Annotated in this window: 23 protein-coding genes; 14 read left to right on the forward strand and 9 right to left on the reverse strand. The window is 43.9% G+C overall.

All coding sequences use genetic code 11. From position 1 onward, the window contains the following. Nucleotides 1-163: 163 nt before the first annotated feature. Entirely contained in the window at nt 164-301 is a 138-nt protein-coding gene (locus N6H06_RS11625) for a hypothetical protein (protein ID WP_263706687.1), read from the reverse strand. Between the two features lie 335 nt (nt 302-636). Here N6H06_RS11625 and N6H06_RS11630 point away from each other — a divergent pair, with 335 nt between their 5' ends. Together N6H06_RS11630 and N6H06_RS11635 are read left to right on the forward strand one after the other, a co-directional pair. Further along, on the forward strand, nt 637-1,290 hold the full coding sequence (locus N6H06_RS11630) for an ATP-binding cassette domain-containing protein (RefSeq protein WP_263706689.1): 654 nt from the start codon (nt 637-639) through the stop codon (nt 1,288-1,290). Continuing rightward, nucleotides 1,287-2,486: a hypothetical protein gene (locus tag N6H06_RS11635; RefSeq protein WP_263706691.1), complete on the forward strand. Its 1,200-nt coding sequence runs from the start codon at nt 1,287-1,289 to the stop codon at nt 2,484-2,486. The genes N6H06_RS11630 and N6H06_RS11635 overlap by 4 nt, the downstream gene beginning before the upstream one ends. Nucleotides 2,487-2,568: 82 nt before the next feature. On the opposite strand, the gene N6H06_RS11640 is transcribed toward N6H06_RS11635, so the two are convergent. From N6H06_RS11640 to N6H06_RS11665, 6 genes are all read right to left on the reverse strand, one after another. Beyond that, the gene (locus tag N6H06_RS11640) at nt 2,569-3,057 is read right to left on the reverse strand and encodes a small multi-drug export protein (RefSeq protein ID WP_263706693.1); all 489 of its coding nucleotides are present in this window, start codon (nt 3,055-3,057) and stop codon (nt 2,569-2,571) included. A gap of 164 nt (nt 3,058-3,221) precedes the next feature. Next, nucleotides 3,222-3,920 carry a hypothetical protein gene (locus N6H06_RS11645; protein ID WP_263706695.1) on the reverse strand — a complete coding sequence of 233 codons (699 nt, stop codon included), beginning with the start codon at nt 3,918-3,920 and terminating at the stop codon, nt 3,222-3,224. 10 nt (nt 3,921-3,930) lie between these two features. Continuing rightward, on the reverse strand, nt 3,931-4,920 hold the full coding sequence (locus N6H06_RS11650) for a LytTR family transcriptional regulator DNA-binding domain-containing protein (RefSeq protein WP_062748690.1): 990 nt from the start codon (nt 4,918-4,920) through the stop codon (nt 3,931-3,933). 254 nt (nt 4,921-5,174) lie between these two features. After that, a complete protein-coding gene (locus tag N6H06_RS11655) occupies nt 5,175-5,489 on the reverse strand; it encodes a DMT family transporter (protein ID WP_062748688.1) in 315 nt (104 codons plus the stop codon). Between the two features lie 2 nt (nt 5,490-5,491). Continuing rightward, on the reverse strand, nt 5,492-5,845 hold the full coding sequence (locus tag N6H06_RS11660) for a DMT family transporter (RefSeq protein WP_062748686.1): 354 nt from the start codon (nt 5,843-5,845) through the stop codon (nt 5,492-5,494). A gap of 70 nt (nt 5,846-5,915) precedes the next feature. Continuing rightward, nucleotides 5,916-6,494, reverse strand: coding sequence for a TetR family transcriptional regulator (locus tag N6H06_RS11665; RefSeq protein WP_062748684.1), 579 nt, complete (start codon nt 6,492-6,494; stop codon nt 5,916-5,918). A 265-nt stretch (nt 6,495-6,759) separates the two neighbouring features. Here N6H06_RS11665 and N6H06_RS11670 point away from each other — a divergent pair, with 265 nt between their 5' ends. Beyond that, complete coding sequence (locus tag N6H06_RS11670) at nt 6,760-8,178, forward strand: DHA2 family efflux MFS transporter permease subunit (protein ID WP_062748682.1); 1,419 nt, start codon at nt 6,760-6,762, stop codon at nt 8,176-8,178. Nucleotides 8,179-8,305: 127 nt separating this feature from the next. Here N6H06_RS11670 and N6H06_RS11675 read toward each other — a convergent pair whose 3' ends face one another. Then, nucleotides 8,306-9,079, reverse strand: a complete 774-nt coding sequence (locus N6H06_RS11675) for a DeoR/GlpR family DNA-binding transcription regulator (protein WP_263706701.1) — start codon at nt 9,077-9,079, stop codon at nt 8,306-8,308. 204 nt (nt 9,080-9,283) lie between these two features. Between N6H06_RS11675 and iolA the strand changes: the two genes are divergently transcribed. The 10 genes from iolA to N6H06_RS11725 all read left to right on the forward strand — a co-directional run bounded on the left by iolA (nt 9,284) and on the right by N6H06_RS11725 (nt 21,051). After that, nucleotides 9,284-10,759 (forward strand): methylmalonate-semialdehyde dehydrogenase, encoded by a 1,476-nt coding sequence (gene iolA / locus N6H06_RS11680; protein ID WP_263706703.1) that lies wholly within the window; start codon nt 9,284-9,286, stop codon nt 10,757-10,759. 22 nt (nt 10,760-10,781) lie between these two features. Further along, nucleotides 10,782-11,597 (forward strand): 5-deoxy-glucuronate isomerase, encoded by an 816-nt coding sequence (iolB, locus tag N6H06_RS11685; protein ID WP_213029114.1) that lies wholly within the window; start codon nt 10,782-10,784, stop codon nt 11,595-11,597. A 15-nt stretch (nt 11,598-11,612) separates the two neighbouring features. Beyond that, nucleotides 11,613-12,593: a 5-dehydro-2-deoxygluconokinase gene (iolC, locus tag N6H06_RS11690; RefSeq protein WP_062748674.1), complete on the forward strand. Its 981-nt coding sequence runs from the start codon at nt 11,613-11,615 to the stop codon at nt 12,591-12,593. 41 nt (nt 12,594-12,634) lie between these two features. Then, nucleotides 12,635-14,548, forward strand: coding sequence for a 3D-(3,5/4)-trihydroxycyclohexane-1,2-dione acylhydrolase (decyclizing) (gene iolD / locus N6H06_RS11695; RefSeq protein WP_263706708.1), 1,914 nt, complete (start codon nt 12,635-12,637; stop codon nt 14,546-14,548). Nucleotides 14,549-14,561: 13 nt separating this feature from the next. Then, nucleotides 14,562-15,473: a myo-inosose-2 dehydratase gene (gene iolE / locus N6H06_RS11700; RefSeq protein ID WP_062748670.1), complete on the forward strand. Its 912-nt coding sequence runs from the start codon at nt 14,562-14,564 to the stop codon at nt 15,471-15,473. Nucleotides 15,474-15,495: 22 nt separating this feature from the next. Then, nucleotides 15,496-16,536, forward strand: coding sequence for a Gfo/Idh/MocA family protein (locus N6H06_RS11705; RefSeq protein ID WP_263706711.1), 1,041 nt, complete (start codon nt 15,496-15,498; stop codon nt 16,534-16,536). 12 nt (nt 16,537-16,548) lie between these two features. Beyond that, on the forward strand, nt 16,549-17,388 hold the full coding sequence (locus tag N6H06_RS11710) for a sugar phosphate isomerase/epimerase family protein (protein ID WP_263706713.1): 840 nt from the start codon (nt 16,549-16,551) through the stop codon (nt 17,386-17,388). 13 nt (nt 17,389-17,401) lie between these two features. Further along, a complete protein-coding gene (fba, locus tag N6H06_RS11715) occupies nt 17,402-18,283 on the forward strand; it encodes a class II fructose-1,6-bisphosphate aldolase (protein ID WP_263706715.1) in 882 nt (293 codons plus the stop codon). A gap of 5 nt (nt 18,284-18,288) precedes the next feature. Continuing rightward, nucleotides 18,289-19,311, forward strand: coding sequence for a Gfo/Idh/MocA family oxidoreductase (locus N6H06_RS11720; protein WP_062748664.1), 1,023 nt, complete (start codon nt 18,289-18,291; stop codon nt 19,309-19,311). 147 nt (nt 19,312-19,458) lie between these two features. After that, nucleotides 19,459-21,051 carry a solute:sodium symporter family transporter gene (locus N6H06_RS11725; RefSeq protein WP_263706717.1) on the forward strand — a complete coding sequence of 531 codons (1,593 nt, stop codon included), beginning with the start codon at nt 19,459-19,461 and terminating at the stop codon, nt 21,049-21,051. Nucleotides 21,052-21,218: 167 nt separating this feature from the next. On the opposite strand, the gene N6H06_RS11730 is transcribed toward N6H06_RS11725, so the two are convergent. Further along, nucleotides 21,219-22,508 (reverse strand): homocysteine synthase, encoded by a 1,290-nt coding sequence (locus N6H06_RS11730; protein WP_062748662.1) that lies wholly within the window; start codon nt 22,506-22,508, stop codon nt 21,219-21,221. A gap of 330 nt (nt 22,509-22,838) precedes the next feature. Here N6H06_RS11730 and N6H06_RS11735 point away from each other — a divergent pair, with 330 nt between their 5' ends. Continuing rightward, on the forward strand, nt 22,839-23,186 hold the full coding sequence (locus N6H06_RS11735; RefSeq protein ID WP_062748660.1) for a YkgJ family cysteine cluster protein: 348 nt from the start codon (nt 22,839-22,841) through the stop codon (nt 23,184-23,186). Nucleotides 23,187-23,214 lie beyond the last annotated feature (28 nt).

Consider the following 23,214-nt stretch of genomic DNA (forward strand, 5'->3'; position numbering starts at 1 on the left):
GTCGATTTTTCTTTTGTTGATTTAAGTCATAATCCCCAAATCCAGTAAGCTCTCCATGTATCATTAATGATACCACTGCTTTGTTTTACGTTTACAATCCTCTGAAGTTTATAGTTATTTGGAACAGTTTTATAAAACCATTTACTGTTACTTTCCTTGCCAGTTATCTTATTTTTTTATACTCTCTATAGTCTTCTACTCTTTTAGCTGAAGCCTCCTCATCTGTAAAAGCGAATGTTCCGCCAGTTATAAGCCCAACTACTACAAAAGCCGTCAACATTTTTCTTAGAAAGCTTCTCATTTACCATACTCCTTTTTATTTTTTTAGAACAAGTAAAAAAGTAAGAAAACTCCAATTCTTCTTGTTCTATGATAATATAATACTGTAGTTTCTATTTATTTAAAATAATTTTTTTGGAAATTAAGGGGAAAAATATAGGATTTTACAGTAGTAGATTGACAAAATTAGAGTCTAGTCTAGTTCCTCTAGTGTTGAGTGAACTTTGATTTTTATGTTGTAGTAGCTGAGTTTTTATGGCTTACGAAACAGATAAGAGCTACAAAATTGTTCATATTGCAATGCTTGACGGCCCTTAAAAAAGATGTGTATGAATAGTGTTATGGAGAGTGAGAAAAATGATAAAGATAGAGGATTTAGATTTAATGACTAGAGAAAAACTTCTCTATAATGGCAATGCTGAGTTGAAAAGAGGTTTTATTTATGGGTTATCAGCACGAAATGGTTCTGGAAAGACGACATTGTTGCGGACAATAGCAGGAATCCGCAGCGAAACAAAAGGATCGATTTATTACCTTTCTAATCATGAAATCTATTCTTTGCCAGAATTAAAACGGAAACTGTTTTACTATGAAAGTTCAGAATGGTTTGATCCTAACTTGACAGGCTTTGATTATTTAACATTCATTCAAAGAGAATGGTCTAATAAACATGCATGTATAGATGATGTGGTAGATTATTGGGAAATGAATCAATATATTAAAATCCCTATCAAAAAGTATTCGCTTGGCATGAAACAGCGGGTATTATTAGGTCTGTATGAGGTTAGTGGCGCAGAATACTGGTTAATGGACGAACCGACAATTGGATTAGATACAAATAGCATTGAAAAGTTTGAAAAGTTGTTAGCACGAGAGAAAGGCAAGAATAAAGCAATTCTCTTCTCATCACATCAAGATGATCGTATTTATAAAGTTTGTGATTACATTTATGAGTTAGGCAACGGCTCTTTAGTTATGAGAGAGGCAAGTCAAAAAGGAGAAAATGGATGAGCTATAGTTACTTATTGTTTAAACAAATCTACCGAAGCAAGGCTGTAATCGTAGCGACAACGATTCTTTTTTTAGGGGTAGTTGGTCTCTATATTGTAAATGCAATCGACGGAAGTGATTTTAGAGCAGACATGCAAAGTTACTTACATCATGATCAAGAAACGCTTGCATTCTATCAGGAAGAATTAGAAAATCCTCATATCTCGGAAGAGAACCGGATCATGTTTGAAGAAGCTATCATTGAGGTCGAAGAAAACATCTCTTGGGGTCAACATATTTTAGAGGCTATTGATCAAAACGATTTCTCAGAGGCCTTAGTCTATTTTAACAAAATGATCGATCGAAATTTGGATATACATAAAGAGACTAATGGAGAATTATTTCCAGAAGAAGCGATTGATCAGTTTATGATGACACGCCATGTGAATAATCGCTTAATTGAATTAAACGCAGAACCAGATACATTGCATTTTGAAAAATTTGGGGCGACGTTTACGTATCGAGTAATGGAAAGCCTTTTCCCGACATTATTTATGTTGATCGCATCACTTATTCTGTCAGAGGCATATTTTCGTTCATTCAGAGGGGGGATAAACATTGACGTTTTACTCCCTAAAAAGTTTACGAGCCTGTTAATGAAGAAATTATCGTTTATGGCTGGAGTGACTGTCGCATTCTATTTCGTTATTCTGGTTTTCAGTTTTTTCTTAGCAAGTATTTTTAATGGAACTGGTTCTTTCCAATATCCTATTGTTAATAATGGGAGCCCAATCTTTGAAACAATGCCTTTATGGAATGTCATGATGAAGACATTTATCCTTCATGTGCTTGCTATTTTTAATTTGGTTCTGATCGTAGCCTTCGCTGCTGTTTTAACAAAAAACAAGATGGCGACTTTGATGATTGCTATTCTGATTACAGTTGGTTTTCCTATGACACATGAATTTATAAGCTCTTTGCACCCATTCCTACACTTAAGCCCCTTCACATACTTTCTTGGTGGAGACGTTGCTACTGGTTTTTTAGCTGAGCTATTTAATAATGGCCGCATTGACTTTACAAGTGGAGTGATCGTATTGGTTGTTTTTGCGAGCATCATTACATTTATCCTATGTATGCATGCCTATATGGAAGAGAATCGTCAATTAATAACGTCAAAGGTTGGTCAAGTGGGGAAAATGAACACAAACAACTAAAAACATTAGCCAAAGCGCCTTTGTAGACCATTCTACAAAAGGCGCTTGGCCAGAAAATAACGAAAAACAAGAGAAACTGCTTTTATGAAAAGACGTTCAAGCTTGGGAAATAGTCAAATAAATTGACACCGAAGGCGAAGGCGATGCCGAGTGCGACCGACCATACAACAATGGCGATCGTTTGCCAAAGTGTGACATATTGCCTGCTTGTGCCAGCTCCAAGGGCAATGGCAGCACCGACATGGAAGCAAATAATCGGTCCAGCAAAGGAGACGCCTGGGACTCCATAACGTTGAAAGAAACGTTGCGCTCTTTTTCGTCTACTCCCAACATTGTTCGTGCTTTTGCTTGGTCTGCGCAGCTTATCAACTAGCCAAATAAAGACATACACGGATAGGAGGTTTCCAGCGATCGAGAGAAGGACAACTGGAATAACCGGAAAGTTTAATACAATGCCAATCGGAATGGCCACATACGATTCAAAAAAAGGAATTAACGACACAATAAAAACGCCTATATATTGGTATAGGGTGTCTGCCTCCATAATGAATTCCATCAGTTCTTGCAACATTGTCATTTCCCCTTTTTCAAGTGATTGTTTCTTCGCTCATTGTATTGGAATGGGAATACACACGCTTTAAAACAAGGGTGAAAAGAGGGGAAATCATGATGAATGCAGCTATAGGTAGCATGAATGGAGCAAAAATGTAGTGCCTTACCGATTTGCGGAAAGGTTCACACTGTAAAGGCCTTTCGCTTTATGAGTAAACGGGTCGTGATCACGGCAACCACTGCCCATATCACTAATAACAAGAAGTAAGAAGTAAACGCTGCGCCGATTTGGCCAGATTCAATCAAATCAATGCCATTAATGAAAAGGATATTTGGTATCGAATTGGCAAGGAAATGTAGCCCTATGTTCGACAGGAAACGGGTGATTATTTCCAGGGCAATAAAAAAGATGACGATTGGTGTCCCAAATAAATTGACTTCAACGGTGTTGTTCGCATAAGTACCAAGCAATGTCCCAGCACAAATCATAATGACGATACAGGGAACTGTAAAAAGGCTCGCCATTGCTGTATAGAAAGCGTTTTGCCCTTGAAACAAAGTAATGACCACGACTGTTAGCGATGTGACGGATATGGTGATGACCGCTTTCGCAATCGTTAAGTGGTAAAAATGAATTCCCATTTGTTTTAATACACGCCAAGTACGTTGTTCTTTCTCTTCAGCAAGTAAATTGCCTTGTATATGGATAGGAAGTAGCAACAACGTAATCATGAGCAAGATATTTAGCGGCAAGTTATTTTGAAATAGAAAAAAAGCAATGACAAACAGCAATGGAAAAAAGATAAGTACAAGCAGCTGGCCATTATAACGCAAATCCTTTATATCTTTGTAAAGCAACGCTTTAAGCAAATCAACGTTCATTTTGTCCTCCCTACATTTGCAGTAGTTCTTTTAATGCGGCATAATTGCCCTTTGACAGTGGAATCGTGTTTTTTGTTTGATCATTCAGACTGAGGCTGTAGCTGTTTTTGCTCCAGACAATGATTTCGCGTACACGCTGTAAATTCACTAAATAAGATCGGTGACAGCGGAAAAAGCCAAAAGGAGCTAAACGCTGTTCCAAGTCTTTTAAGGAGATAGAAGTAAAAAAGACTTCACTATTTACATGTAAGATCGTTTGCCCATCTTGGCTTTCCATATAATCGATCTCCAATGGGTCGAAAAGAATGATTTTATCGTCCATTTTAGCTGAAATTTTTGCTAGTTTCAGCGGGGTATCGCCTTTAGGCGCTTCGCTGATATTCTGTTCATGGCTTGTCTGTTCGACTTCATAGAAGCTGTACTCAGTAATGCGAAACGCAGTCCCTAGCTGGATTGCTTCTTCCAGAGATGTAGTGGTGATGACAATGGATTTGTCGGATAGCATTTCTAAAATCGTATGAAATACATGCTTGGTTTGGCGATCCACGTGCAAAGTTGGCTGGTCGAATACGCATACTTGGCTTGGCATGATCAGGCAGCGGCAAAAATGCAAACGCCTCCTTTCAGACAAAGGGAGCGAGCGGACCCGTTTGTCGGCTACCTCACTCAATTCGCATACTGCCAAAAGACGTTTCTCATTTTCTTCGCTTTTGTAGAGCTTCAGCCAAAAGCGGATCACTTCCCGTGGCGTTAAGCGCTTATACAAGCCATCGGATTGATGGAACATAAAGGCGTTAGAATGGGGATCAAAAGGTTTGCCTTCTAATTTAAACTGGTTGGTTGAGCCAGAAAAGGGGTTCATAAACTGGGACAAGAACGTTTGCAAAAACTCAGCTTCTCCTTGAATCGCAACAGGTTGCCCAGGTTGGAATGCTACATTGATTTCAGGAAGGAGCAGGCGATTTCCCTCAATTTTTGGTGGAAGATTTATTTCAAACATGGTTGGTTTCTCCTTGAAAACGGGCTTCGTCTTTATAGCGTATACAGATTTTTTCACGAAGTAAATATCGAACAGCAAAAAAAGACGGCATTGCTAGGCAAGCCGTCTTAGGTTGTAGGCAAACAACCCTGTGTCGTTTATGTCGGGCATGTGTTCATAAAGGGGCATCTTCGCTTGTCAAGCATGGTTCGGATAACAAGGATTTTCTCCCATTTTGATTGATTTGATTTTATTAATCAAACGTTTAAATAAGATTAGGAAATTGCTTTTAAGCCAGTAACACCTATGACGATGATGGCTAAGCTAAACAAGCGCAGCCAATTCCTTGATTCGCCAAAGAAAATCATGTTTACCAAAACAGCAGCAACCGTCCCAAGTCCAATCCACACGGAGTAAGCAATGCTTAGCTGCAAATAATTAAACGAAGTGTACAAAAACAGAAACGACGCACCGAAGCCGCCGAGAAACAAGATCGTATGGAGCACTGTTTTCTGTTGGCTGTATTTTTTTAAACCGATCACGCCGACGACTTCAAACAGTGCTGCCAATACAACAAAGAACCATCCCATCGTCAAGCCGCTCCTTTCTGGTTGGATTTCGGTTCGTCTGTATGGTTGTCGGCCAATTTTAATAAAACCACGCCGCTAACAAGAAGCGCCATAAACAACCCTTTGGCGATACTAAAGGCGCCTCCAAATATAAAGATGTCCATTAGGGCAGTCCCGACTGTGCCGATGGCAGCAAATACAGCATAGACTGTTCCAGTCGGGAGCGTTTCACATGCTTTAGAAAGAAAATGGAAATCGATAAGAATAATGGCGACAATGATTGCCCAATGCCACCAAACAGTCGCAACATTAAAGCCAAATACCCAAAAAAGTTCAAATAGGCAAGTTAAGCCGACATAGAACCAACCGTTTTTCATTGTGAACAAACTCCTTTTGAATTAGTGAATGACATTCATTCATTTTTGCCGCCTAAGAAAGGCAAGCGCCTTAGTGCAGACCGCTTGCTCCTAGTGCATGGCTAATAAATGAAATGAGCTCATTTTTATGTGCTTGTGCACTCGCTTGATCATGTTGGTCGTACAAATAAAGCTGTTCTGCTGTTGATTCAATCGCACCGACCATAATTTTGGCGGTATAGGCAGTATTGATCGTCTCGCGAATGGCTTTCCTGTCAAGGGCGCGGGCTAGCATGCCGTCAAACCAGTCGTACAAAGGTGCATAAATCATTTCCCACTCCTTGACATACTCCGTTTGAGTCAAGCCGGAATAAATTAAAATGGCCAAATCATTATGCTCTTCCGTAATCGAGAAAATGGCCTCGACCACTTCTTCAATTTGCCTTTCGATCGAGTCGCTTCGGACGGACTTATGAAGCCGATCAATTAGCTTATTGACGAACACTTCGGCAATGCTAGGCATAACCGCCAGTTTAGAAGGAAAGTACAAATAGTAAGTCCCTTGGGCAATCCCAGCCCGTTTCACAATGTCAGTGATCGTCGTTTTTTCGACGCCTTTTTCTTTAAAGGCAACAATCGCTGCTTCAATAATGCGTTCTTTTTTATCCACCTGTACACATCCTTTAATGACTGAATGTCATTCAGTATTGATGATAGCAAGTGAAACGGCATTTGTCAATGGCCCTTATCAGCATACGAGTTAAGGCTGTCGAGCTGTCTTTTTAACTTGATTTCACATACTCGTCCATCATAGGATTTTTTCTTAGGTGCTCTGCATACGTTTATTCCTTTCGTTTATTTTTGTTGCATTTTCAACAAAAACACCGTAGAGTGAATAGATGTTAAACCACTTCAGGTAGGAGGTTTGGCAAAAAATGAATGAAACGACAAATTCCCATTGGCGCAAGAACATGATGGTCATCACCGTTCTGGCTGCTTCGTTCTTATTTTTATTTAATCAATTTTTATTAATTACGGCCTTTCCAACGATTATGGATGAGTTTTCCATAAATGCGACGCAAGTGCAATGGTTGACTACGTCCTTCCTGCTGATGGCGACAATGCTCATCCCGACAATGGGCTATTTAATGAGCCGTTTCAGTGCACGAGCATTGACAATGACTGCTTTAGCATGCTTTGTCGTCGGCACGGCATTATCAGCGATAGCGCCATCATTTGTTCTACTCGTAAGTGCACGGGTCGTTCAAGCGATTGGAGCTGGCATGATGCTACCGCTTGTGCAAACGATTCTTTTGCACGTTTACCCGGCTGAAAAAAGAGGCTATGCCATGGGGCTTATGGCACTTGTCATTAATGTGGCGCCGGCTATCGGTCCGCCGATTTCTGGTTACATCGTTGATTGGTTAGGGTGGCGCTCTTTGTTTTGGCTTGTTTTGCCCCTTGCCCTCGCGATTTTCGTTCTTGCTGCAGTCTTCATGCAAAACGTAACAGAACAAAAAAGCGTCAAATTTGATTTGTTGTCACTGTTCCTTACCGTCGTTGGCTTCTCAGGCGTCATTTTCGGTTTAAGCAATATTAGCATCACTGGGTTTTCCTCTGCTATTGTACTCGTGCCTCTTAGCGCTGGTTTCTTTGCAATAGCAATGTTTATATGGCGGCAGCTTTGTTTAGACTCGCCGATGCTCGAACTTCGTTTATTTAAACATCCGTGGTTTGTACACGGTGTGATCCTGTCTTTTGTGATCTCGATTTTGCTGCTTTCAACGGAAACGTTGTTGCCGTTATTTATTCAAGATGTCCAAGGGCGGTCGGCTTTCTCATCGGGGATGATTCTCTTGCCGGGAACGATCTTGCTGGCGTTGACTTCATTTGTCTCAGGAAAGCTGTTTGACTCATTCGGCGGGAGAGCTCTTGGCTTAAGTGGTTATGGGATTCTAGTGTTGGTATTTGCTGCCTATATGTTTATGGGAGATCAGACAGGCATTCCTCTGCTAGTTGTCTGTTTTTGCGCGTTTATGATCGGAATAGGTTTCACGATGACGCCTGCGACAGCAATAGCGATGAACGCTCTGAAGCAAGCAGAACTTGCCCACGGAACGGCGATTGCCAATACGATCAGGCAATTTGGCGCAGCATTAGGATTAACGGTGTTGACGACACTTGTCAGTCTTAACGCAAACCGAAGTGACATCGACTACGTAGAAGGAACGTTAGTAGGGCTAAAACTTGCCTTTGGCGTAATGGCCATTTTGGCACTGGTAGCATGGGTATTGGTGTATATGGCAAAAGAAAAGAACGCTGGGCAACAGGAGGAATCAGGGGAACAGCAATAGTACAGCATGAAACAAATGAAAAAACCACTCTACTTAAACGGCTTCTAGATTGTTAGGCAAGAATGAAATCAGAGGTGCGCGTTGATGCTTGTAGAGTGGTTTTTTGTTTTATGAAACTTGTCTCTAGTCAATTCGCCACATGGTGTTCAGCAGCGACTACGACATCGATATGGTGGTCTTGGCAATAGGCTGCGTACTCTTCATCGAGTGGAGCCGATGTAATTAAGTAGTCGACTCGATTGAAGGGTGCATAAGTCAATAGCGTGGATTTCCCAAATTTTGATTGGTCGGCAAGCAAAAATACCTCACGTGCTTTTTCGGCTGCAATTTTTTTGATTTCGTACTCGAGTTGGTCGGCATTGGTAAGGCCATGGGCAATGCTGACACCAGTAGCCGACATAAACGCCTTGTGGATGTTGTATTTTTGCAATATCGCAGCTTCATCGATGCCGACAAATGAGCGCGTTTTGTGTTTGTAAGAATTGCCGATCACAATTAAATGGATTTGCTCAAAACCTGTAGCCGCATTAATAACATCCAAGCTGTTTGTTAGCACAGTAATCGAGATATTCGGATCCAATGCCGCCAAAATCGATTTTGTTGTCGTGCCCGAGTCTATAAATATTAAGTCATCGTTTTTGATGAAGTTGGCTGCCTCACGAGCAATTCTCGTTTTTTCTGCTTGATTTCGTACTTTTCGGTTCTCAAACGAGACTAAACTTTTTTCTACTGCGGTGACGCCACCATAAACTTTGCGGATCACGCCGTTTTCGACTAGTTTGTTAATGTCTCTCCGGATCGTGTTTTTTGATACATTAAATTCCTCGCACAGCTCATCAAGGGAGGCCGAGCCATTTTTAAGAATGTATGCTTCCATTTCTTGTATACGTAATAGCTTCATTGTGAAAACCCCTTTTTTTATCTACCTAGACAATAGCATAGTCTTCAAAGTTATTCAACAAATAACCATAATTTAATCATTATTATTCAAAAAATGATGGAAATATGTTGACCTTTTATGGCATATAGTTTTAATATATAACCAACAAATGATCAAAAAGTAACCGATATTGAAAGCGGTTTACCCACTTTAGGAGGCTAGCACATGGGCGAAACAGCAGTAGAGGTCCGTAAAGTCAAAAATTATATTAATGGAAAATGGATTGAAAGCAACACAAGCCTTTATGAAAATGTAGTTAATCCGGCGACCAAAGAGGTCATTTGCCAAGTGCCCCTTTCGACAAAGGTGGATGTAGAGCACGCAGTTGAAGTCGCAAAGACCGCTTTTGCTAAATGGTCGAAAGTCGCTGTGCCTCGTCGAGCGCGAATTTTATTCAATTATCAACAACTGTTGCAGCGTGATAAGGAAGAATTGGCGCGATTGATTACAATTGAAAACGGCAAAAACTTAACGGAGGCGCGGGGGGAAGTGCAGCGTGGCATTGAAAATGTTGAATTTGCCGCAGGTGCCCCGAGCTTAATGATGGGCGATTCATTACCGACCATTGCTACAGACGTAGAAGCAAGCAATTATCGTTACCCGATTGGCGTCGTCGGCGGGATTGCGCCATTCAATTTTCCAATGATGGTACCTTGTTGGATGTTCCCGGTGGCGATCGCACTCGGAAATGCATTTCTGTTAAAACCATCAGAGCGGACGCCATTATTGACTGAAAAGCTTGCCGACTTACTTACTGAAGCTGGAGTGCCAGATGGCGTGTTCAATGTTGTCTATGGCGCCCATGATGTTGTCAATGGCATGTTAGAGCACCCTGATATGAAAGCGATTTCGTTTGTTGGCTCCAAGCCTGTTGGCGAGTATGTCTATAAAAAAGCAAGCGAAAACTTAAAACGCGTTCAGGCGCTGACAGGGGCGAAAAACCATACAATCGTATTAAGTGATGCCGATTTGGACGACGCCGTCACTAATATTGCTGGAGCTGCTTTTGGTTCTGCTGGGGAGCGGTGCATGGCCTGTGCTGTTGTAACAGTGGAGGAAGGGATTGCCGATGCGTTTGTAGCCAAATTAAAGGCGAAGGCTGAATCGCTCGTGATTGGCAATGGCTTAGACGACGGTGTGTTTTTAGGCCCTGTCATACGTGAAGAAAACAAAAAACGAACCATTGCTTATATTGAAAAAGGAGTGGAGGAAGGGGCGACCCTTGTGTGCGACGGCCGTAGCCGGGTATCTGACGATGGTTATTTTATTGGGCCGACGATTTTTGAAAATGTGACAACGGATATGACGATTTGGAAAGATGAAATCTTCGCCCCTGTGCTTTCGATTATCCGTGTGAAAAATTTAGATGAGGGGATTCAAATAGCCAATCGCTCTGAATTTGCAAACGGAGCTTGCCTATTTACAACGAATGCGGCAGCCGTCCGCTATTTTCGTGAAAACATTGATGCTGGAATGCTTGGCATTAACCTTGGCGTTCCTGCGCCTATGGCATTTTTTCCTTTTTCAGGATGGAAATCATCGTTTTATGGGACGCTTCATGCAAACGGAAAAGATAGCGTAGACTTTTATACACGCAAAAAAGTCGTGACCGCCCGTTATCCGAAGCCGTCATTTGACTAATTTGTAAGGGGGAGGCATACCGGTGGGCCAGTTACTAAAAAAACCGAAAACAAAGGCGCTCAAACAAGGGGTTACACTTGTTCATGACACGAAGGCAGAGAAGGCGCCCCTTAAGTATGTGTCGTTTAAGCTTGTCGATTTACAGGCCAACGCTATATACGAAGAAGCGCTCGGTTCCTATGAATGTTGTATCGTCGTTGTAAGGGGAACAGTCACGGTAACGGAAGGAGAGCATGTGTTTTCTAATATTGGCACACGGAGCAGCGTGTTTGAACGGAAACCGACAGACAGTGTCTATGTCTCCAATGGCCGTTCATTTGCGGTGACTGGAACAAGTGAGGCGCGCATTGCCCTTTGCTATGCGCCTTCAAACAAACAATTGCCGACAAAACTTATTAAAGCGCGTGACGTCGGCATTGAAAACAGGGGCCAATTACACAACAAGCGCTTAGTCCATAATATATTGCCTGATTCAGACAAGACAGCAAACAGTTTGTTAGTCGTCGAAGTGTTTACAGAAAGCGGCAATTGGTCCAGTTATCCGCCCCACAAGCATGATGAGGATAATCTGCCCCATGAGTCTTTTCTAGAGGAAACGTATTACCATGAAATCGACCCACCGCAAGGGTTTGTGTTCCAGCGTGTGTATACAGAGTCACGTGATATAGACGAAACAATGGCTGTTGAAAACGGCGATGTCGTCATTGTACCTGCTGGCTACCATCCAGTTGGCGTTCCTGACGGCTATGCGTCCTATTATTTAAACGTGATGGCAGGCCCTGTACGTATTTGGAAATTCCATAATGAAAAAGACCATGAGTGGATTTTATCACGATAAAAGGAGCGGTAGCCTATGGGCATTCAATTTAAAGAAGGAAAGCAATTTGATGTGATTGCGCTTGGCAGGGCCTGCATTGATTTAAATGCGGCAGAATACAACCGGCCGATGGAAGAAACGCGATCATTCACAAAATATGTCGGTGGTTCGCCGGCCAATATTGCCATTGGCAGCGCGAAGCTTGGCTTGAAAGTCGGGTTTATCGGTAAAATTCCTGATGACCAGCATGGCCGATTTATTTCTTCTTATATGAAAGAGGCAGGTGTGGATACAAGCCATCTCGTGATTGATCGAGACGGGCATAAAGCAGGTTTGACGTTTACGGAAATCTTGAGCCCTGAAGAATGCAGCATTTTGATGTACCGCGAAAAAGCAGCCGATCTATACTTAGGCCCTGATGAAATGGACGCTGATTATGTGAAATCTGCAAAAGTACTGCTCATTTCTGGAACGGCTTTGGCTCAATCGCCTTCGCGGGAGGCAGCTTTAAAAGCAGTGTCACTTGCAAAAGCGGCAGGCACAAAAGTAGCGTTTGAACTTGATTATCGTCCGTACACGTGGTCATCGATGGAAGAAACGTCCGTCTACTACACACTTCTGGCAGGCATGGCTAATATCGTGATCGGCACGCGGGAAGAGTATGACATTATGGAAGGGGCAAGCGCCAGCGGCAATGAGCAAACAGTCAAAACGCTATTTGCCAAGGAGCCGGAATTGGTTGTTATTAAACATGGTGTTGATGGGTCTTACGCCTATTTGCCCTCAGGAGAAACCTTTCAAGCAGGCGTGTACAAAACAAACGTATTAAAAACGTTTGGTGCTGGGGATTCGTATGCATCTGCGTTTCTATATGGACTTTTGCGTGGTTATGACATGGACCAAGCATTGCGTTTTGGGAGCGCTTCTGCATCCATTGTTGTCAGTAAGCACAGTTCATCGGAAGCAATGCCAACTTTATCTGAAATCAAGGCGCTTGTCGAAGAACAGCATGTTTGAATGGCGGATTTTCTTTAAATAAAGCGATGGAGGTGTAAACAATGGCGAAAACAATACGATTGACGACTGCGCAAGCGCTAGTAAAGTTTTTAAATGCCCAATATTTGCATGCGGACGGCACAGAAGAGCCTTTCGTTGAAGGGATTTTTACAATCTTTGGGCATGGAAATGTGTTAGGGATTGGCCAAGCGCTAGAGCAAGATGCCGGGCAATTAAAAGTATGGCAAGGCAAAAATGAACAAGGGATGGCCCATGCGGCGATGGCGTTTAGCAAGCAGATGCTCCGTAAAAAAATATATGCAGTGACGACTTCTGTGGGCCCAGGGGCAGCGAACCTTGTTGCAGCTGCTGGCACAGCGCTAGCTAACAATATACCTGTTTTGCTTCTTCCTGCCGATACATTCGCGACTCGCCAGCCTGACCCAGTTTTGCAGCAATTTGAACAAGAATACAGCCAAGCAGTGACGACTAATGACGCATTAAAGCCGGTGTCAAGATACTGGGACCGGATCACTCGCCCAGAGCAGTTAATGTCGAGCCTTATTCGCGCCTTTGAAGTCATGACCGACCCAGGAAAAGCGGGGCCCGCAACGATTTGCATCGCCCAAGATGTCGAAGGAGAAGCATATGAGTATCCAGAGGAGTTTTTTCGAAAGCGCATTCATTACTTAGAGCGTAGAAAGCCAACGGAACGGGAAATCGAAGGGGCTCTTGAACGGATTCGTAGGAGCAAGCGGCCGCTTCTCGTTGTTGGTGGAGGCGCCAAATATTCAGAAGCAAAGGAAGAACTAGTAGCGCTGTCTGAACAGTGTGGCATTCCTCTCGTCGAAACACAAGCAGGAAAAGCAACTGTCGCTGCTGACTTTGCTAACAACCTAGGTGGTCTAGGTATTACCGGCACGCTTGCAGCGAATAAGGCGGCGCGTGAGGCTGATTTGGTGATTGGCGTAGGCACTCGTTACACCGACTTTGCCACTTCGTCAAAAACGGCGTTTGATTTTGAGCACACTACGTTTTTAAATATCAATGTCAGCCGCATGCAAACATATAAGCTCGATGCTTACCAAGTTGTTGCAGATGCGAAAGAAACGCTTAGGCTTCTCGTTTCTAGGTTGAAAACGTACCGGTCCGCGTTTAGTGAGCGAATTGCTGCGTTGAAAGCAGATTGGCTCGCTGAACGGAATCGCCTAAAATCAGTCGTCTTTAATAGAGAAACATTTGTGCCTGAAGTCAAAGACCACTTTACCCAAGAGAGGTTAAATGAATATGCCGATGCTCTTGGTACAGAACTGCCGCAAACGACTGCCTTGCTAGCTATTAATGAAATAATTGATGAAGACAGCATTATCATCTGTTCAGCTGGCTCCCTGCCAGGAGATTTGCAGCGGCTTTGGCACGCAAACGAGCCAAATACGTACCATCTTGAATACGGGTATTCCTGCATGGGGTATGAAATTTCTGGTTCCCTTGGCATCAAGTTAGCCGAGCCTGAGCGGGAAGTCTACTCGATTGTCGGCGATGGCAGCTTTCTTATGCTCCATTCCGAATTGATTACCGCTATTCAATATAACAAGAAAATCAATATATTGCTGTTTGACAATGCTGGCTTTGGCTGTATCAACAACTTGCAAATGGACCATGGCGGCGGCAGTTATTATTGCGAATTTCTTACGGCAGACAATCAGGTGATGAACATCGATTACGCGAAAGTCGCTGAAGGATATGGCGCAAAAACATACCGGGCTAACACAGTTGAACAATTAAAGGCAGCGCTTGAAGATGCCAAAAAGCAAGAGACTTCCACATTGATTGAAATGAAAGTGTTGCCAAAAACGATGACAGACGGCTATGAGAGCTGGTGGAATGTCGGCGTCGCCGAAGTAGCTGTTTCCCCATCTGTTCAAGATGCTTATCAAGCAAGAGAAGCAAAGCTCAAGATAGCAAAACATTATTAGAGGAGTGGATCCAATGGCAAATCACAAGATCCGCTGGGGCATTGCCCCAATTGGCTGGCGCAATGATGACATTCCTGAAATAGGTGCAGAAAACACACTTTCCCATTTGCTTGGCGATATTGTCGTTGCTCGATTTGAAGGGACGGAAGCAGGCGGCTTTTTTCCTGAGCCGCAAATTTTAAACAAAGAGCTTCAGCTAAGGAATTTAAAAGTTGCTGGCAAGTGGTTTTCCAGCTATATCATTCGAGATGGCATCGCATCAGCGGCACAAGCATTCCATACCCATTGCCAACTTTTGCAAGCTATCGGCGCAGAGATGGCGATCGTTTCGGAACAAACGTATAGCGTCCAAGGGCTTGAAGCAAATATTTTTCGTGACAAGCCTTCTTTTTCGAAAGAAGAATGGAAGTGTTTATATGAAGGGCTTGAGGCGCTTGGGGCAATTGCTCATTCATATGGCCTTACGCTTGTGTTCCACCCCCATCTCGGCACAGGCGTGCAAACAAAAGCAGAAGTCGATCAACTGATGGCCCATACGGATCCGAGCTTAGTGAGCCTTCTGTATGATACAGGGCACGCCTACGTGTCAGATCGAGCATTTTTGCCACTCCTCGATGATTATATGGATCGGATTAAGCACGTCCATTTTAAAGATGTGCGGAGTGAGGTGACGGAAGCTTGCAGGCGTGACGGGCTTTCGTTCCAAAAAGCGTTTCTAAAAGGGATGTTCACTGTTCCAGGCGATGGCTGCATTGACTTCACAAAAGTATACAGCCGTCTTATTCAGGGTGGCTACGATGGCTGGATTGTCGTAGAGGCGGAGCAAGATCCAAGCATTGCCCACCCATTGGAGTACGCGTTAAAAGCAAGGCGCTATATTGATTCCTACTTGCTGGCCGACAGCCAGGAGCAGGCGAGTATTTAAACAAGATGAAGGAGGAAGGGAAATGACACTTCGAATTGGCGTAATTGGTACGGGTGCGATTGGCCAGGACCATATTAGGCGATTAGAATGCAAACTTTCAGGAGCAAAAGTGACAGCAGTTACAGACGTCAACCAAGAACTTGCCAGGAAAGTGGCCAACACATACGCCAAACAGGCGACTGTCTATGCCAGTGACAGAGAATTGATTGCCTCCCACGATGTTGATGCCGTCTTAATAGCCAGCTGGGGTCCAGCACACGAAGCGAGTGTACTGGCAGCGCTTGATGCAGGCAAGCGTGTTTTTTGCGAAAAGCCCCTTGCGACCACGGCGGACGGTTGCATGCGCATTGTCGAAGCGGAAATGGCACATGGCAAGCGGATTGTCCAAGTCGGATTCATGCGCCGTTTTGACAGCGGCTATCTTCAATTAAAGCAAGCGCTTGAGCAGGAATTGATCGGAGAACCATTGATGGTCCGTTGCGTCCACCGCAATGCCGAGACCGCAGAAAGCTATACAACCGACATGGCGATTACGGACACATTAATTCATGAAATCGACGTACTTCACTGGCTCCTTAATGATGAGTATCAACATGTACGTGTCCTTTATCCGAAAAAAACAAAGCATGCGCTCTCCCATTTGCAAGACCCGCAACTCGTGTTGCTTGAAACAAAAAAAGGCGTCATCATTCAAGCGGAGATTTTTGTTAACTGTCAATATGGCTACGACATCCAGTGCGAAATCGCTGGAGTAGAGGGCGTCATCAGCCTGCCTGATGTCCCAGCAGTCCATTTATGCAGCAACGGCCGCAAAGGAACGGAAGTGCTGCAAGATTGGAAAAAACGGTTTGAAGCTGCTTATGACGTCGAACTGCAAGCCTTTATTGACAATGGCTTAAATGACGAACCAGCTTCAGGGCCGAGCGCTTGGGACGGATATGTGGCTGCGGTAACTGCGGATGCCTGTGTAAAAGCACAAGAGTCGGGGCAGGAAGAATCGATTGAGCTTCCTGAGAAACCTGCGTTTTATCAGTACTCAGCAGCCACGCCCGAGCAAGTATAGGAGGAAACCCCAATGAAACTTTGTTTTAACGGGGCGACAACCCGCGACAACGCTACATTAAAGGAAGACCTGGCTTACTGCGAAAAGCATGGCTATGATTTTATTGAAATTCGTACAGAAGATAAGCTGCCTGAATATTTGAAAAGCCATACATTAGCTGATTTAAACCAATTTTTTACGGAGAGCCGTCTTAAACCACTGGCGCTTAATGCCCTTGTCTTTTTTAACAATTTAGGCGAAGCAGCCTATAAGGAAATGATGAAGCAGTTTCAAGAAATGCTCCATGTCGCCGAGCAGCTCAACATCCCTTATATCGTAGCGGTTCCACTTATAACAAAGCAGCCGCTTTTAAGAGAGGAAATCCGTAAAAGCTGTGTCGAGACATTGTCTACTTTGGCTGAGGAGGCGCAGCAGTCGAAAGTGAAGATTGCCCTTGAGTTTGTTGGCCATCCTGATTGCACTGTCAATACGTTTGCCGACGCTTGCCGCATCATTGAAGATGTTAATCGGGAAAATGTCGGACTTGTGTTTGATTGTTTCCATTTTCATGCAATGGGTTCGAACCTTGAAGATTTACAACAGGCCGATGGCGAAAAAATCTTTATTGTCCATATTGACGACACAGATGATTTTCCCGTTGGCGCACTTCGGGATGAACACCGTGTCTGGCCAGGCGAGGGAGCCATTGACCTCGCTGGTCAGTTTACCGCATTAACAGCGATCGGTTTTTCCGGCCCTGTGTCAGTAGAGTTGTTCAGGCCTGAATATTACCAGCTACCTGCTGAAGAAACGATTCGAAAAGCAAGAGAAACGACACTCCGAGTCCTAAAAAGTACCTTAAGTCATTCTTGAAAGGAGGGAAGGCATGGGGTTTGTGCCGATGGCTCCATTGTTGGCCGACGCGAAGAAAGGCGGTTACGCAATTGGCCAATTTAATATAAACGGGCTGCAATGGGCGAAAGCGATTTTAGCAGGCGCCGAATCGCAACAATCGCCAGTAATTGCAGCTGCTTCTGATCGTTTGATTGACTACTTAGGAGGCTTTCAGACGGTTGTGGCCATGATGGGGGCATTGACCGATGAACTTGGTATAACAGTGCCTGTTGTGCTGCATCTTGACCACGGTTTAAGTATCGAGCGTTGCAAGAAAGCAGTTGACGCTGGCTTCAGTTCTGTCATGTTTGATGGCTCTCATTATCCAATTAACGAGAATATTGACATGATGAAAGAGGTAGTGGCCTACGCCCACGCCCGCCATGTGTCGGTAGAGGGAGAGGTCGGCACAGTTGGTGGTATGGAAGACGGGCTAATTGCTGAAATCAAATATGCCGATGTGGAAGAATGCCAGCGGTTTGTCCGTGAAACCAATGTCGATGCTCTCGCCGCCGCGCTCGGCTCCGTCCATGGCAAATACAAGGGCGAGCCAAAGCTTGGATTTAACGAAATGGCCGCCATTTCCGCCCGCACGGATGTGCCGCTCGTCCTTCACGGTGCCTCGGGCATACCTGATGAACAACTACAACGGGCCATAAAGCTTGGCCACGCTAAAGTCAATATAAACACAGAATGCATGATCGCATGGTCTGATGCTTGCCGGACAACATTTGCCGAGCAAGAAACGGCGTTTGAGCCGCGACTGCTCTTACAAGAGGGCCTAGCGATGGTCCAGGCTACGGTTGAAAAGAAAATCAAGCAATTTGGAGCAGCTAATAAAGCAACCGGTTCTGTAAGGCTACAAAGGAGATGAAACCTATGACAGCACCATCCATCCAATGCGCCGTTCTTGGCCTTGGGCGCCTTGGCTTTTACCATGCGAAAAATTTGCTTACGGAAGTGAGTGGGGCGGCAATTGTCCAAGTCATAGACCCCCTTCCTGGCCGGGCCAAGGATGTCGCCCAGGCATTTGGGGTGCCTGGTTACTCGGACGATGTGCTCGATGCATTTACAAATCCTGCAGTCGATGCCGTTGTTATCGTCACGCCGACGCGGACGCACGCTGAGATGATCAAATTAGCAGCTAGCTATGGGAAAGATGTCTTTGTTGAAAAGCCGCTGACTTTGCAATTAGAAGAATCGATAGAAGTAGTGAAAGCGGTTCAGGAGGCAGGTATTATTTGTCAAGTGGGGTTTATGCGACGGTTTGACCCGGCTTACGCAGATGCCAAGCGGCGAATTGCTGCTGGAGAGATCGGCAAACCTCTCTATTATAAAGGCTTTACCCGCGATGCAGGCGCGCCGCCGCCTGAATTTATAAAAGATAGCGGCGGGTTGTTTGTCGATTGTTCCATTCATGATTATGACATTGCCCGCTATTTGATTGGGGCGGAAATCACAGCTATTTCTGGCCACGGTCGGGTGCTGAAGTACCCGTTTATGGAAGCGTATGACGATGTTGACCAAGCCCTTTCCTATTTTGAGTTTGACAATGGGGCAGCAGGAGATGCCGAAGCTAGCCGTAATTCGCCCTATGGCTATGACATCCGCGCTGAAATTATTGGTTCAGAAGGTAGTCTGTTTATTGGCGAACTGCGGAACAAATCATTGACGATACTGAACGCCACTGGGTCAAGTTACGAAATCATTCCTGATTTCCAGACTCGCTTTCATGACGCGTACTGCTTAGAACTGCAACATTTTATTGACTGTGTCCACTCAAGGAACACGCCAATTGTAACGGCTGAAGATGCCACAACCAACTTAAAAGTAGCGCTAGCTGCAACCGAATCAATGAAAAACGGCAAGAAAGTGGTGTTGCAGCCGCAGGCCTCCCTGTAGCAAAGGGACAAATGCCAAGTTGTATGTGCCTTAGATCTGGCTTGTATAAATAGAAAAAGAAGTCTATTAACCAATGATGTAAGCTTGCAGTGCTGTTGCCTATGGGTGGATTTAAGGATAGAAGCGGTGATAAAGGGGAGAGACAAATTGGGCGTATTTTCCATTATCTCATTTATAATGATCGTCGGATCAATTTGGCTATTCGCTTACAAACGAAGCCGCAGTGTCGACCTTTCGAGCTCAGAAGGGTACTTTTTAGGCGGGCGGAGTTTGACCGGTTTGACGATTGCCGGTTCAGTGATTATGACCAATTTATCTACAGAGCAAATTGTTGGTCAAAACGGACAAAGCTATGTGGCCGGCATGGAAGTCATGGCTTGGGAGGTAACAGCTGCGATTGCGATCGTCACACTTGCATTAGTGTTTTTGCCAAAATACTTAAAATATGGTGTTGACACGGTGACCGATTTTATTGAACGGCGCTATGATGCAACGACGAAAAGAATTGCTTCGTTTTTATTTATATTTACCTATGTGGTTTCGTTTCTTCCTGTTGTCTTATATTCTGGTTCATTAGTATTTAATCAAATTTTTTCAGTAGATGAACTGTTAAATGTCCATCCTCTTGTGGCGGTTTCGCTCATTTCGGGCATGATTGGAATGGTTGGTCTGCTTTATTTGCTTATCGGCGGCCTGCGCCTTAGTGCATTTAGCGATACGATTTATGGCATTGGTTTGCTTGTTGGTGGCCTTTCTATTCTAGTTCTAGGGTTGATTGTATTAGGGGATGGGCATCTACTTGCAGGATTTGAAACGATTCGCCAAAATACGCCTGAAAAATTAAATTCGATTGGCGCGATTGACTCTGAAATGGTGCCGTGGCCAACGCTTTTTTTAGGCATGTTTTTTAACAATTTATTTTATTGGTGTACAAACCAGTTAATTGTTCAGAAAGTACTGGCAGGAAGAGACTTGAAAGAAGGGCAGAAGGGAGCGCTTTATGTCGGTTTTTTCAAAATTTTCGGCGCTTTGTTCTTAGTATTCCCTGGCATCATTGCATTCAACATGTTTGGCGAAGGCATCGAGCCTGCCGATAACGCCTATCCAATGTTAGTGGTTGCCGTTTTACCGGATATAGCATTCGGCATTTTTGCAGCGATTATCTTTGGCGCGATTTTAAGCTCATTTGTAGGAGCTTTAAATGCAACAGCTACTTTGCTAGCGCTTGACTTCTATAAGCCGCTGGCCAAGAAAAACGTGACAGACAAAAAAGTTGCTCGATTTGGCAAAATCGTTACGGTCATTGTGGGAGGATTATCAATTGTTATTGCGCCATTGATTTCTTTTGCTCCGGCAGGGTTATTCCATGTCGTCCAACAGTTTAATGGGTTGTATAGCATGCCTTTGCTGGCGATCATTATTCTTGGCTTCTATTCCAAATACGCGACTGCCTTTGCTGCGAAAGTGACGTTTGCCTTCCATGTTGTTGCTTATACAGTAAGCCAGGTGTTCTTAGATATCCATTATCTTTATGTATTTAGCGCGATGTTTTTCATTGATTTGTTTCTTTTATGGGCGTTAAGCCGTCTTAAGCCATTGCAGGTTCCGTTTGATTTGACAGAAGCAACAAACAAAGTTGATTTGACACCTTGGAAACACCGCCATTGGGTAAGTGCCTTCATTATTTTAACGGTTTTAGGAACGTATTTGTTGTTTTCACCATGGGGAATAGCTAAATAACATTCAGATAAAAGAACAGCGTTGTCCTTTTGCCGAAGATACTTGGCAAAAGAAAACACCTTTTAATAGGCCAGTTGGAGTTTCAACTGGCCTAATCGTCTGAGAGTGATATTAACATGTACCTTTAGGAAATCGACTATTGCTTGGAGAATGGAGAGGACTATTGTCTACTGTTGGCTCTTTTGAAGCGCTTGGTCTAAATCACTCAGAATATCGTCTATGGTCTCGATGCCAACAGATAGGCGAACCATGTCTGGTGTGACGCCTGCTTTTGCTTGGCTTTCTTCGTCTAGTTGCTGATGTGTCGTGCTTGCTGGATGGATCACCAATGATTTAGCGTCACCAACATTAGCTAAGTGGCTGAATAGCCTCAAGCTGTTAATAAACCGTTTGCCTTCTTCCACGCCACCTTTAATGCCAAATGTAAAAATCGACCCTGCCCCTTTTGGCATGTACTTCTGGGCCAGATCATAGTAACGGCTCGACTCTAGGCCTGGGTAATGGACCCAAGAAACATTCGGATGCTGCTGTAAGAATTCAGCAGTGCGCTTCGCATTTTCTACATGGCGCTCCATTCGTAACGGCAATGTTTCTAACCCTTGAATAAATAGAAACGTATTAAATGGAGAAGCAGAGGCGCCTATATCTCTTAGCAACGTGACTCGCGCTTTTGTAATGTAGGCGAGGGGGCCAAGTGCCTCTGTATACACAAGTCCATGGTAACTAGCGTCTGGCTCTGATAAACCAGGAAACTTGCCATTGGCAAAATCAAATCGTCCAGAGTCGACAATGACGCCCCCGATCGATGTCCCGTGGCCGCCGATAAACTTAGTAGCGGAATGGACAACAATGTCTGCACCATGTTCAATCGGTCTGCACAAATACGGGGTAGCGAATGTATTGTCGACAATAAGGGGAATCCCATTTGCATGGGCAATGTCCGCAATCGCTTCAATGTCCGCTATGTTGATTTGCGGATTTCCAATCGTTTCGATAAAAATCGCTTTTGTCTTGTCTGTGATCTTTTCTTGAAATTGGGATGGTTCATCAACATCGACAAAATGGCATGTCACACCTAGTTTAGGCAACGTGTGCGCAAACAGGGCGTAAGTGCCGCCATACAAGCTGCTGGAAGCAATAATGTCGTCTCCTGCTTCCGCGATATTTAAAATCGCATACGTAATGGCAGCCTGCCCAGAAGAAGTTGCTAATGCGCCTACGCCACCTTCCAATTCAGCCATTCGCTGTTCAAACACATCGTGTGTCGGGTTCATAATGCGCGAATAAATGTTGCCTGGCTCTTGTAAAGAAAACAAATTTGCAGCGTGATCAGTATCATTAAATACGTAAGAGCTTGTCTGGTAAATGGGAACCGCTCTCGCGTTTGTTGCAGAGTCAGGCGTTTGTCCGCCATGTAGAGCAATTGTTTCAAAACCAAGAGATTGTTTTTCTGTCATTCGTCTTTCCCCACCTTTTTGTTTTGTATATTTTGAATCTTTTACTTGGAATCGTGCACAAACACTTGTCTAAATAGTTCATACGTAGGAATTAATATAACAGAATAACTGAAAAAAATAAATATTTCTCTTTCCAAAAAGGCGAGTTGAGATTTTTACACGATGGATCTGGCCGCTTAAAGCATAAATATGGTATAATGATCATATAAACTGGCTATTTTCTGTAACAAAACCAACAAACGTTGCCTTTAAGCGACTTGAAAGTGTCTTTTCAAGTGTGCTTAAAGGCTTTTTGCCGTTGTTTGTAAAGGAATTAGAGGAGAGATGAAAATGGGAGATTTGCCATGCAAAGGATGCAATGGGTTGTGCTGTGGGCCCGTGCCTATTTCGGAAAAAGAGCTGCGACATATAAAAAAACATATCAAGAAAATGCCTGCGAAAAGGTGCCACTCCCTAAAAAACCAACAGCGTTTTTTAGGGACGTGCATCTTTTTTGACGAAGCCAATGATTGCTGTGGCATCCATTCCGTTCGTCCATCGATTTGCCGCGCATTTGGGCATCACCAAAATCTCGTTTGTTTTCGCAAACCAGAAGCTGCTTTAGCTAAAACGTATCACCCAAATGAAGAGGTTGTCGGTACGTTAAGCATTGATTTTACATGGAAAGATTTTGGTTGACCTCTTCTAGCTGCTTGCCTTCGGGGCT

Origin of the sequence: Shouchella tritolerans, from assembly GCF_025770735.1 — a bacterium.
Taxonomy (GTDB): Bacteria; Bacillota; Bacilli; order Bacillales; family Bacillaceae_D; genus Shouchella; species Shouchella tritolerans.